Annotated in this window: 8 protein-coding genes and 1 pseudogene; 7 read left to right on the forward strand and 2 right to left on the reverse strand. The window is 77.7% G+C overall.

Annotated features, from left to right (window positions below; genetic code table 11):
• Both ACFVFS_RS22945 and ACFVFS_RS22950 read right to left on the reverse strand, forming a co-directional pair.
• Positions 1–440 (reverse strand): annotated as a pseudogene (locus ACFVFS_RS22945) (class F sortase); the annotation flags it as partial.
• A 139-nt stretch (positions 441–579) separates the two neighbouring features.
• Positions 580–1,020, reverse strand: a complete 441-nt coding sequence (locus ACFVFS_RS22950; protein ID WP_380626473.1) for a hypothetical protein — start codon at positions 1,018–1,020, stop codon at positions 580–582.
• A gap of 271 nt (positions 1,021–1,291) precedes the next feature.
• On the opposite strand from ACFVFS_RS22950, the gene ACFVFS_RS22955 reads away from it, so the two are divergent.
• From ACFVFS_RS22955 to ACFVFS_RS22985, 7 genes are all read left to right on the forward strand, one after another.
• Entirely contained in the window at positions 1,292–1,744 is a 453-nt protein-coding gene (locus tag ACFVFS_RS22955) for a PPOX class F420-dependent oxidoreductase (RefSeq protein ID WP_380626474.1), read from the forward strand.
• A gap of 74 nt (positions 1,745–1,818) precedes the next feature.
• Positions 1,819–2,703: a hypothetical protein gene (locus tag ACFVFS_RS22960; RefSeq protein ID WP_380626475.1), complete on the forward strand. Its 885-nt coding sequence runs from the start codon at positions 1,819–1,821 to the stop codon at positions 2,701–2,703.
• A 368-nt stretch (positions 2,704–3,071) separates the two neighbouring features.
• Entirely contained in the window at positions 3,072–4,439 is a 1,368-nt protein-coding gene (locus tag ACFVFS_RS22965) for an MFS transporter (RefSeq protein WP_380626476.1), read from the forward strand.
• 25 nt (positions 4,440–4,464) lie between these two features.
• Positions 4,465–5,853 carry a non-ribosomal peptide synthetase gene (locus ACFVFS_RS22970; protein ID WP_380626477.1) on the forward strand — a complete coding sequence of 463 codons (1,389 nt, stop codon included), beginning with the start codon at positions 4,465–4,467 and terminating at the stop codon, positions 5,851–5,853.
• A gap of 204 nt (positions 5,854–6,057) precedes the next feature.
• Positions 6,058–9,246 carry a condensation domain-containing protein gene (locus tag ACFVFS_RS22975; protein ID WP_380626478.1) on the forward strand — a complete coding sequence of 1,063 codons (3,189 nt, stop codon included), beginning with the start codon at positions 6,058–6,060 and terminating at the stop codon, positions 9,244–9,246.
• A complete protein-coding gene (locus tag ACFVFS_RS22980) occupies positions 9,243–10,442 on the forward strand; it encodes an acyl-CoA dehydrogenase family protein (protein WP_380626479.1) in 1,200 nt (399 codons plus the stop codon). Before ACFVFS_RS22975 ends, ACFVFS_RS22980 begins: the two co-directional genes overlap by 4 nt.
• Positions 10,443–10,483: 41 nt before the next feature.
• Complete coding sequence (locus ACFVFS_RS22985) at positions 10,484–12,340, forward strand: non-ribosomal peptide synthetase (protein ID WP_380626480.1); 1,857 nt, start codon at positions 10,484–10,486, stop codon at positions 12,338–12,340.
• Positions 12,341–12,358: the final 18 nt, after the last annotated feature.

Raw genomic sequence — 12,358 nt, forward strand, 5'->3', positions numbered from 1 at the left:
CAGAGGCTGAGCAGCAGGAACACCGCCGGTCCCTTGCTGGTGTCGACGTGCCCGGCGACCACCGAGGCGCCGCGCTCGCCGGGCGAGACGCCGTCGCGGTACCAGCCGACCAGGTTCTTGTCGTCCGGCGGCGGCGGGGTGAGCTGCCCGGCGGGGTCCAGGGCGAGCCCGGTGAAGGGGGCGTCCACATTGATCTGCGGGATGCGCAGCCGGACCGGGTCGGACCGGTTCAGCGGCGGCGCCGCCTCGACCGGTGCGGCGGGCGCCCCCGCGGACGCGGCGCCGGCGGGGGCGGTGGCGGCCGGGGGAGCGGCCTGCCCCGGGGCGGACCCGTCCGCGGGGACGGTGTCCACCGAGTGGTAGATCAGCAGCAGACCGAGCGCCGCGGCGCCCATGCCCGTGCGCAGCAGCCGGGTGGTCCCGGGGACCGGAGCGGCCATCGTCGCTCGTTCTCCTCTCCGTCGCCCGCGCTCCGGAGGCAGCGGGCCCGACACGGCGAAGCGCCGCCCCGCGCGCCTCCGCCGCGCCCGGCGCACCGGGTGCGGGCCACGAGAAGGAGGCGGCGGGAACGGCGCGGGATCAGACGGCGGCGCCGGCGGTGCGGCGGCCGCGGCGCAGGGCGATCGCGCCCGCCCCGAGGCCGCCGAGCAGCAGGACCGCGCCGGAGGCGAGGCCGCCGCCGGAGAGCGCGAGCCCGCCGCCGCCGGTGTGCACGCCGCCGTGCGGGGCCTTCTCCTCGCCCTTGGCCTCGTAGCCCTTGCCCTCGGAACCCTTGCCCTCGGAACCCTTGCCCTCCGAGCCCTTGCTCTCGGAGGCCTTCTGCTCCTCGGTGCCGGAGGAGCCCTTCTGCTTCTCCTCCCAGGTCTTCTGGCCCTCGGGGCTGGCCGCCTTCTCCTGCTTCTCCTGCCAGGTCAGGTTCTTGCCCTGGTCGGAGGCGCCGTCGGCGAAGGCCAGCGGGGTACCCACGGTGAGGGCCGCGGCCACGACGGCCCCGGCGAGCAGCGTGCGTGCAGAACGCATGATGATGATCCTTCCGGCGCGGGACCCGCGATCGCCGACACGTCGTCGGCCAGGGGACTCACGGGCGAGCGCCTGATCCAACGTCAACCACGGTGGTCGCCGCTGCCACCGGAAGGCCGCAGCGGCGGCCCGGCCGGTGCGCCCTTCGGGTGGAAGTCCCGGGCGTGTTCACCCGAGTGCCCTGGGCGGTCCGGGTGACGGGCACGGGTGGGGGCCGGAGCGCGGCCCGGGGAGCGGAATGCGGTCGGACCGGGGCGGGCAGACTCGGCGCATGGTCGAGATCTCGAAGGACGTCCGGGAGCGGATCGCGGCGGGCCACATCTGGTACGTCGGCACGGTCAACGCCGACGGGTCGCCGCACGTGAGCCCGATGTGGGTGGGGCTGGAGGGGGACCTGCTGCTGTTCAACACCTCCGTCGGGCGGGTCAAGGAGCGGAACCTGCGGCGGGACCCGCGGGTCTGCCTGTCGCTCGCCGACCCCACCGACCCGTACGACCGGGTGCAGATCCGGGGGCGGGCGGTGCGCTTCGTCGAGGGCGAGGAGGCGGAGCGGAACATGGACCGGCTGGCCCGCACCTACCTCGGCGTCGAGCGCTACGGCTGGGTGATCCCGGGGGAGCAGCGGGTGGTCGTGCTGATCGAGCCGACCAGGGTCAGCCGGGTGAGCGGTGTCGAGCCGCTCCCGCCGGGCGCCCCGGGGGCCACCCCACCGGACGGCGCCTGAGCGCCCGCCCCGGGGAACCGGCCGTCCGGCGGCGCGTCTATCTTGAGGGGCCACGGACACGAGAGGGGCGGGACATGGGCGGGGCCGGTCGGAAGGTGGCCGCTGCGGCGGCGACGGGTGTGCTGCTGGCGGCGGTGGCGGCCTGCGGTTCGGGAGGTTCGAAGCACTCCGGGGACACGGCGAAGGGCGCTCCGACGGCGTCGGCGAGCCAGAGCGCGACGGCGGACGCCGCCGCCGGGGGCGCCGCCGCCCCGCCGGCCCCGGGCGACACCCCGGCGGCGGGCGGTTCCCCGGCGGCCGCGTCCCCGTCGGCCGGTGCGACGGCGCCCGGCGCCCAGGCGGGCGGCACCGGAGGCGGCCCGGCCGGGGAGACGCCGGGAGCCACCGCGCCGGCGGGCGCCGGTCAGCCGGGCGGCGGGCCCGGTGCGACCGCCGGACCCGACTCGGAGACCGCGCTGCTCGACTCCGTGCTCGTCGCACAGCTCCTGCCCGACCAGAAGGCGATGACCGGCTGGGAGGAGGAGAAGCGCCGGGTCGACACCGCCGACCACGCCACCACCTGCACCATCGCGGCGCCGTGCACCGGCGGGCCGCTGACCGGACAGGCCCGGTACAGCGCCGGCGAGGTGACCGTGCGCTTCGGCGTCGACACCCTGCCCGGCCGCGCCCAGGCCCAGGACCGCCTCAAGGAGGCCTACGCCGCGTACGGCGACACCACGAAGTACGGACCGGCGGACATGGGCCCGCTGGGCACGGAGAGCCGAGCCTTCCAGGGCCAGCTGGCGGGCCGGGACGGCGTGGCGGTCGTGGTCCGCGCCGGCACGGTGGTGGCCACCGTGACCACCGAGGGCGGGCCGGTGGACCCGGCGGGCACCCGGCGGCTCGCCGCGATGCTGGTCAAGCGCATCGAGCAGGCCCAGGCGGGCCGCACCCCGGACGCCGGGCTCGACCCGGCCTGACGCGACCTCCGCGGCCCCGGACCGGTCCCGGTCCGGGGCCGCGCGCGTGCGGATACCACGCCCGGGCCACCGTCAGGTGACGGAGCGTCAACACCTCCCCTGTTCCGGCCAAGTTGAGGATCACCGTCCGCTGGCGCGAAAGTAGCTGTCCGGATAGCGGACGCAAAGGTGGACAGTGCGGCCCCGGCGGGTGGTTGCCGCGTCACCGCTGGTCACACCCGCCCGCCCGGGCGCCGGGTCGGCGGCGGGCGCGCGGCTCGCCGGTGAGGGAAGGCTGAGGGGACGGCGGTATCCGGACGATTCGGGCGGGGGCCGGAATCCGGCCAGCCGGTTGCCCGGTAGCGAAGCGGTAACCGAGAGTCGAACCGATGAACGGAACGCCTCGCCCCTCCCGTACCGATCCGCCGGCGCGCCGCGACTTCCGGCTCCTGCTCTCGGGGGCCGTGGCGGCGCAGGCGGGCAGTCAGGTCACCCTGGTCGCACTGCCGTTGACGGCGGTGCTGGAACTCGACGCCACGCCCTTCCAGGTCGGCCTGCTGACCGCCGCCGAGACCGCCGCCTTCCTGCTGGTCGGCCTGCCCGCCGGCGCCTGGCTGGACCGGATGCGCAAGCTGCCCGTCCTGGTCCGCTCCGACGTCCTGCGCTGCCTCGCCGTCGGGTCGATCCCGCTGGCCGCCGCCCTGGACGCGCTCAGCCTGCTCCAGCTCTACCTGGTGGCCCTGGTCACCGGGGTGGCGACGGTCTTCTTCGACGTCGCCCACCAGTCCTTCCTGCCGGTGCTGCTGCCGCGCGAGCGCCTGGTGGCGGGCAACGGCGCGATCGAGACGGTCCGCTCCTCCGCCCAGATCGCCGGCCCCGGCCTGGGCGGCGGGCTGGTCCAACTGCTCGGCGCGCCACTGGCGATCGTCGCCGACGCGGCCGGCTACCTGCTCTCGGCGGTGCTGCTCACCCGGATCCGCGCCGAGGAGCCGCCGCCCGCGCCCGAGCCCGGGCGCTCGCTGCGCGCGGACATCGCCGAGGGCCTGCGGTTCGTGACGCGGCACCCGCTGCTCCGGGTGATCGCGGCGACCACCGCGCTGTCCAACCTGTTCGGCGCCGTGCTGATGGCCGTGCAGACCGTCTTCTGGGTACGGGTGCTGGACCTCGGGCCGGGCGCGATCGGGATCCTGCTCTCGGTCACGGCGCTCGGCGGGCTCGCCGGTGCCCTGTGCGCCGGCCGCCTGGCCGCGCGGCTCGGGCAGGCCCGACTGATCCGGCTCGCCCCGGCGGCCACCGCGCCGTTCGCGCTGCTGTGGCCGCTCGCCGACGGCGGCGCCGGGCCGGTGCTGTTCGCGGTCGGCGGGGTGGTGGTGCTGTTCGGCGCGGTGGCCTACAACGTCGCCCAGGTGAGCTTCCGGCAGGGCCTCTGCCCGCCCCGGCTGCTCGGGCGGATGAACGCCACCATGCGGTTCCTGGTCTGGGGCACCCTGCCGCTCGGCGCCCTGCTCGGCGGCGCCGTCGCCGACGCGGCCGGACCGCGCGCCGCGCTCTGGCTCTGCGCGGCGGGCTTCCTGGCGGTACCGGTGCCGCTGCTGCTCTCGCCGCTGCGCGGCCTGCGGGACCTGCCGTCCGCACCGGCGGGCGAGGGCCCGGACGGCAGCCCGGACGCGGACCCGGACAGTAGCCCGGACGCTGCCCCCGCCGACCGTCCGGCGGACGCCGCCGAGGCGGGCGCCCTGGACATCCGAACGCCCTGAACCGAACCGAAGCGGAGACCCTCCCGTGCACCCCAGCATCACGGCCGCCTACCTCGCCCGCTACCGGTCCCTCGCCTCCGCCGCCGAGGCCGCCCCGGCGGTGCTGCTCCCGCTCACCGGCGCCCAGCGCCGCTTCCTGATCACCCGCCACCGCGACCCGCGCGGCCGCACGGACGTCGTTCCGCTGTTCTTCGCCTTCCCGCGCGGCACCGTCGACCTGCCCCGGCTGCGCCGCGCCGCCGTCCGGCTGGCGGAGCGGCACCCGGCGCTGTGCGGCGAGTTCACCGTGCTGCGCGGCACCCCGGTGCTCCGGCTGGGCGAGCCGTCCGTCGAGGTGGCCCGCGTCCCGGTCGAACCGGCGGCGGCGCACCCGGAGGGCCCGGCGCACCCGGAGACCCCGGAGGCCCCGGCGCACCTGGACGGACCGGTCAGGGCCGCACTGCGCCGGGCCTTGCTGGACTGGCCGGCCGACGGGCCGGTGCTGCGCCTGCTGCTGGCGGCCGGGCCGGACGACGAGGAGGAGCTGCTTGCCGTCGCCCTGGACCACGCCGCCTGCGACGAGCAGTCGCTCGGCCTGGTCACCGACGGGCTCGGCGCCGCCTACGCCGCCGCGGGCGACGGCGCGGGCGACGGCGCGGACGGCGGCGCCCCGGCCGCCGTTCGGGCCGAGGCCGTCGCGGCCTACCGGGCGGCGGTGGAGGGCCAGTTGGCCGCCGAGGCGGCCGCCGCCGGACCGGCCGCGCAGGCCCACTGGGCCGCCCGGCTCGGCGCTCTCGCCGAGCCCGCGCACGGGGCCCGGCCGGCCGGGGCCGCCCGGTCGACCGGGATGGCCGCCGAGCGGCTGCCCGCGGTGACCGGAGCCGCCCGCGGCGGGGTCTTCCCCGCGCTGCTGGACGCCGTCGCCACCGCCGCGCGCCACCTCGACGGCGAGGGCGGCGGCGAGCGGGTGCTCGCGCTCGGCTACCCGTGGGGCGGCCGCCCGGCCGACGCCGCCCCCGTCCTCGGCTGCTTCCTCAACACCCTCGTCCACCCGGCGCCGCCCGGCCCGCCCCGCGACCTCGACGCGCTCGGCGCCGCCTGGTGGGACGACCTCGACCACGCGGACACCCCGTACGACGAGGTGGTGCGGGCCGCCCGCGCGGCCGGGGCGAGCTGGTCCGGCACGCTCGACGGACTGCTCACCTTCGAGGACCTGCACCGCCGCCCCCCGCTGCTGATCGGCGGGGCCGCCGGGCGGGAGGTCCACCTGGCGGGCCGTCCGCTCGCCGCGCCGATCGCGGTCTCCGCCTCGCACGGCGAGGACCTGCTGGTCCGATTCGCCTGGGACCGCGAGCGCTACCCGGGGGACGCGGCGGAGACGGCCTTCGCGGCCCTGCTCGCCACCCTGCGCCGCCACCTCGGCACACCGGCCTGACCCGTACCGATCCCGTACCGGCCCCGAACCGATCCCGCGTAACCGACCTCCGAAGAACAGGCCCCGCGCGCCGCCCCGGTGCGCCCCGACCACCCCGCCGCGCCCGCCACCACCCCCGGCGCGCCCGGCCCGGGCGGGCCCCACGACGCCCGCCCCTGACACCGTCGAATCGAACAAGCACCCTACACAGCAAGGGAGTTGCCCATGTTCGCACTGTCCTCCTCGCAGGAGATCGTCTGGCTGCACGAGCAGTTGCTGCCCGGCAGTCGCGCCTACAACTTCACCGCCGCCCTGGACCTCTGGGGCCCGCTCGACACCGGAGCGCTGCGCGCCGGCCTCACGGCCGTGCTCGCCCACCACCCCGGCCTGCGGCTCGAACTGGTCGAGCGGGCCGAGGGACTGCCGCTCCAGCGGGTCGGCACCCGGAGCGAACCGCGGCTGCGCACCAGCGACCTGAGCGCCGGGCCCGACCCCGAGGCCGCGTTCCGGAGCCTGCTCGCCGCCGAGGCCGCCGAGCCGCTGGACACCACCGAGGCCCCGCTGCTGCGCTGGCACCTCGCCCGCCTCGGCACCGACCACCACCGGCTGATCCACGTCGAGCACCACCTGGTGCACGACGGCCACTCCTTCGCGATCCTGCTGCGCGACCTCTTCACCGTCTACCGCGCACACGTGCTCGGCACCGCCGACGGCCTCACACTGCCCGCCGCCCCCTCCTACGAGGACCACGTGCGCACCGCCGGCGCCGTCCGGGAGGCCGACCGCGAGCGCGGACTCGCCTACTGGACCCGCGAGTTGACCGACGCCCCGCTCGACCTCGCACTGCCCGGCCTGGCCCGTCCCGGCGCGCACCGCCGCCACCGCGGCGGACAGCTGCGCCAGTCGATCGGCGCCGACCTCGCCGAGCGGCTGCGCGAGCGCGCCAAGGCCGACGGGCACACCCCGTTCTCCACCCTGCTGACGCTCTTCGCCGAACTGCTGCGCCGCCACAGCGGCCACCGCGAGATGGTGGTCGGCACGGCGGTGGGCAACCGCCCGCCCGGCTTCGAGGGCACCGTCGGCATGTTCGTCAACACCGTCCCGCTGCGCCTGCGGCTGGACCCGGCCGCACCCGGCACGGAGGCGGTGGACGAGGTGACCGACGTGCTGTTCCGCGCCCTGCCGCACCAGGACGTCCCCGTCCAGGAGTTGACCCGCGCGCTCGGCCGGCACACCAGCGGCGCCGACAACCCGCTGTTCAGCGTGATGTTCAGTGCGCACGACGCGCCGCTGCCCGACGTCCGGGCGCCCGGCCTGGAGGTCTCGCTGTACGAGGGCTTCAACACCGGCACCACCCGCTTCGACCTCGACCTCGTCCTGCTGCCCGACGACCGCCGGGTGGTCGGCGAGAAGCACGGCGCGGCCGGGATGACCCTGGTCTGGGACTACGACGCCGACCTGTTCGGCGAACCGGTCGCCACCCTGCTCGCCGAGCGGCTGCTCGACCTGCTGCGCGGCTACCTCGACGGCCCGGACGCCCCGCTCGCCGCCCTCGCGGCCGCGCCCGCCCCGGACCCGGCCGCCGCGAGGACCGCCCCCGAGCCGGCCGACCTCGACCCCGCGGCCGCCCACGACCCCACCGCGCTCGCCCTGCTGGCCGGTACCGAGCGGCTCAGCTACGGCGACCTCGACCGCCGCGTCGGCGAGCTCGTCGCGCGCCTGCGCGCCGCCGGGGTGGTCCCCGGCCAACCGGTCGCCACGGTCCTGCCGCGCGGCGTGGACAGCGTCGTCGCCCTGCTCGCCTGCCTGCGCCACGGCGCGGTGTACGCCCCGCTGTCCGCCGAGGACCTGCAGACCCGGCTCGCCCTGCTGCTGGACCGGCTCGCCCCCGCGCTGGTGCTGGCCACCCGGCAGAGCGCGCTCGCCCTGCCCGCCGGCCTGGCCCCGGCGCTGCTGGACGGCCCGCCGTTCCCGAAGGCCGAGCCCGCCGCCGTGCTCGACGGCGCCGCCTACCTCGTCCACACCTCCGGCTCCACCGGGGTGCCCAAGCCGGTCCTGGTCGGCCGCGGCGCGCTCGCCCGCTGGACCACCGCGATCGCCGCCCGCTACGGGCTGGGCCCCGCCGACCGGGTGCTGCTGTTCGCCCGCCCCTCCTTCGACGTGGCGCTGGAGGAGGTGCTGCCCTCGCTGGTGGCCGGCGCCGCCCTGGTGGTGCCGCAGCGCGAGGTGCCGACCGGCCCCGAGCTGGTCGCCGTGCTGGCCGCCCGTGGCGTCACGGTCGCCAATCTGCCCACCAGCTACGCCCTCGCCGTCCGCGACGACCTGTGCGAGGCGCTGGCGGACGGCCGCTGGTCCCCGCGGCTGCTGGTCCTCGGCGGCGAGCGGCTGCCCGCGAGCGCCCTGCGCGGGCTGACCGACGGCACCGCCGTCACCCTCCTCAACGCCTACGGCGTCACCGAGGCCACCGTCACCTCCACCGTGCACGAGATCACCCCCGCGGACCTCGCCGGAGCCGGAGCCGGAGCCGGAGCCGGAGCCGGTACAGAGGCCGAGGCCGAGGCCGGAGCCGCCCCGGACGCCGCCGAGATCCCGCTCGGCACCGAACTGCCCGGCGTCGAGGTGCACGTCCTGGACGCCGAAGGACAGCCGCTGCCGCCCGGCGCGGTCGGCGAACTCGCCATCGGCGGAGCGATGCTGGCCGACGGCTACCTCGGCCTGCCGGAGGCCACCGAGGCCCGGTTCACCACCCTCCCCGCACTCGGCGGCGCGCGCGTCTACCGCACCGGCGACCGCGGCTACCGCGACCTCGACGGGCGGCTGCGCTTCCTCGGCCGCCAGGACAACCAGGTCAAGCTGCGCGGCTTCCGGATCGAACTGGAGGAGATCGAGGCCGCCGCCTCCGCCGAACTCGGCGGCCGCTCCTGCGCCGTCGTCCTGCACCGGGACGACACCGCGGGCCCGCGCCTGCTCGGCTTCCTCGACGGCGGCCCGCAGCCCGACCAGGCCGCCCTGCACGCCGCGCTGGCCCGCCGACTGCCCGCCGGCCTCGTCCCGGCGGGCTGGACGGCCCTCGACGCGATGCCGCTGCTGCCCGGCGGCAAGCCCGACCGGACCGCCCTCGCCCGGCTGGCCGCCGAGGCGACCGGGCCCGCCGGACCGGCCGACCCGGCCGCGCCGCAGGCCTTCGCCGACCCCGCCGAGGCGCTGATCGCCGAGGCCTGGCGCGAGGTGCTCGGCCACGACAGGTTCACCGCCGACTCGCACTTCTTCGAGGTCGGCGGCCACTCGCTGCTCGCCGCCCGGCTGGCCGCCTGGCTGGAGCCGCGCCTCGGCGGCCGGCCGCCGCTGCGCGCCCTCTTCCAGCACCCCGTCCTGGCCGACCAGGCCCGCGCCCTGACCGGAGCCCCGCAGTGACCCAGCCCCCCGCCCCCGGCCTGTCCGCACCCTCCGCCGTCCTGGAGTCCGAGCACCGCGAACTCACCGAGGCCTTCGAGAGCTTCGTCCGCCGCGAGCTCGCCCCGCTCGCCGCCGAACTGGCCGAGTCCGCCGAGCAGCCGCCCGCCGACCTGCGGGCCTACGTGCGCAAGCGCTCCGCCGCCCTCGGCTTCTACGCCGGCGACTACCCCGAGGAACTCGGCGGCTCCGGCATGCCGTTCACCGCCGTCGTGCAGCTCCACCACGCCGCCGGCCGCAGCGGCTGCCCGCTCGCCCCCTACGCGCTGGCCGGCTCCGACGGCCCCAGCCCGCTGCTGCGCCACGGCACCCCGGAGCAGATCGAGCGCCACCTCGTCCCGCTGGTCCGCGGCGAGCGCACCCGCTGCCTGGCGCTCACCGAACCGCAGGCCGGCTCCGACGCCTTCCGGCTCACCACCACCGCCGTCCGCGACGGCGACGGCTGGCTGCTGAACGGCCGCAAGACCTTCGTCAGCAACGCCGACCGGGCCGACCTCGCGCTCGTCGTCGCCGCCACCGACCTCGGCGACGGCGCCGGGCCGACCGCCGGGGCCACCGCCTTCGTCCTGCCGATGGACCACCCCGGGCTGCGCATCGGCCAGCGCTACGAGGGCATGTCCGGCGAGCCGCTGTTCGAGCTGACCCTCGACCGGCTGCACGCCCCGGCGGCCGCCGTCATCGGCGGCGAGGAGGGCGTCGGCGCCGCCACCGGCCTCGCCATGGACAGCCTCTCCCGCGGCCGGCTGGTGGTCGCCGCGATGTGCAACGGCATCGCCGAGTACGCGCTGCGGCTCGGCGTCGAGTACGCCCGCGAGCGGCGCGCCTTCGGACAGCCGATCGGCGACTACCAGCACGTCCAGGAGCACCTGGTGCGCACCCGCGCCGAGGTGGAGGCCGCCAAGCTGCTCACCCTCGCCTGCGCCCGGCTGGTCGACGACGGCACCGAGGCCCCCGAGAACGCCGCGCTCGCCAAGCTGACCAGCTCCGAAACCGCCGTCCGCGCCGTCGACCGCTCGCTCCAGGTGCACGGCGCCACCGGCTGGGTGCGCGGCCATCCGCTGGAGTACCTCTACCGCTACGTCCGGATGACCACCATCATCGAGGGGACCTCCGAGGTCCAGAAGGTGATCGTGGCCCGGGCCATGGGCCTGGGCTGACCCCGTACCGACGACCATCGACCGACGTCCGGAGGATGACCATGACCACCACCCCGGCCCGCCCCGTGCCCGCCCACCTGCCCGGCCTCTCCGTCTCCCACGGCCGCCCGCACCGCGACGGCGCCGTCCTCGACCTGTTCACCAGCTGGGCCCGCCGCACCCCGCACGCCCCCGCGCTGATCGACGGCGACCTCACCCTGCGCTACGCCGAACTCGACCGCCTCGCCGACGAGGTGGCCGGACAGCTGGCCGAGCAGGTGCGGCCCGGCGACCTGGTCGGCCTCTGCCTCGACCACTCCGCCGCGCTGGTCGCCGCCACCCTGGCCGTCGCCAGACTCGGCGCCGTCCACCTGCCGCTCGGCCCGCGCCCCGGAGAACGCCGGCTGCGGGCCGTCGCCGAACAGCTGCGCCCCGCCTGCCTGATCGGCGACCCGGCGCTGCTGCCGCCCGCCCACCGGGACGGCCGGCACCGCCCGCTCGCCGCCCCCGGCGCGCCCGGCGTGGTGGCCGCCTTCGCCGACCCCGGAGCCGCCGGGGAGCCGGCCGCCGCGGCCCCCAGGGGCGCCCAGTACACCGTGCTCACCTCCGGCTCCACCGGCCTGCCCAAGGCGGTCGCGGTCGGCCAGACCGCGCTCGGCGCCCTGCTCGCCTGGTACCGCGAGCTGACCGGCCTGGGCCCCGGCGACCGGCACAGCCTGCTCATCGGCGTCGCCTTCGACCCGCACCTGATGGAGCTGTGGGCCGCCCTCGGCTCGGGCGCGGCGCTGGTCGTCGCCCCCGAGGCGGTCCGCTGGGACCCGGCCGCGCTCACCGACTGGTGGCGCACCGCCGGCATCACCGTCGGCGTGCTGCCCACGCCGCTCGCCGAACCGGTCCTGGACCGCCCCTGGCCGGGCGACCTGCCGCTGCGCCACCTCATGATCGGCGGCGACCGGCTGCGCCGGGCCCCCGGCCCGGACGTCACCGCGACCGTCCACAACGCCTACGGCCCGGCCGAGGCCACCGTCGTCACCACCGTGCACACCATGGCCCCGGGCGCCGCGCACGGCGCCGGCGCGCCGCCGATCGGCCGCCCGATCCCCGGGGCGATCGTCCTGGTGACCGACGCGCACGGCCGCCCGCTGCCGCACGGCGAGGCCGGCGAACTGCGGATCGGCGGCCAGGGCCTGGCCATCGGCTACCTCGACGCCGGGCTGACCGCCGAGCGCTTCGTCTCCGCGCCCGACGAGGTCGACGGCACCGACCGGGTCTACCGCACCGGCGACCGGGTGCTGATGCGCCCGGACGGGGTGCTGGAGTTCCTCGGCCGACTGGACGACCAGGTCAAGGTCAGCGGTGTGCGGATCGAGCCGGCCGAGGTGGAGGCCGCCCTCGAACGCGACCCCCGGGTGCGGCGCGCCGCCGTCGTCGCCCGCCCGGCCCCGGCCGGCGGCGCCCAGCTGCTCGCCTTCGCGCAGCCCGCCGCCGAGGCCGGGCCGGTGGACGGCGCCCTGCTGCTGGACGCCGTGCGGCCCTGGCTGCCGGAGCAGGCCGTGCCGAGCGCCCTGCGGCTGGTCGACACCTTCCCGCTGGACGCCAACGGCAAGATCGACCGGGCCGCGCTGGTCAAGGCGGAGGAGGAGGTCGCCCAGCAGGGCGGCCGGCCCGGCACCGAGGAGGCCACGCCCACCGAGCGGACCGTCCTGCGGCTCTGCCGGGAACTGCTCGGCGCCACCGGCCTCACCCTCGACGACAACCTCCTGGACGCGGGCGGCACCTCCGTCACCGCGGCCCGGCTGCTGGCCGCCCTGGAGGAGGAGTGCGGCATACGGCTGCGCGCCCCGCAGCTGCTGCGCCAGCCCGACCTGCGGGCCCTCGCGCGGCTGCTCGACGAGCGCCGCCCGGGCGCCACGGGCTGACCGGCCGCCGCCGCGCCC

It is taken from the genome of Kitasatospora sp. NPDC057692, assembly GCF_042799475.1.
Classification (GTDB): domain Bacteria; phylum Actinomycetota; class Actinomycetes; order Streptomycetales; family Streptomycetaceae; genus Kitasatospora.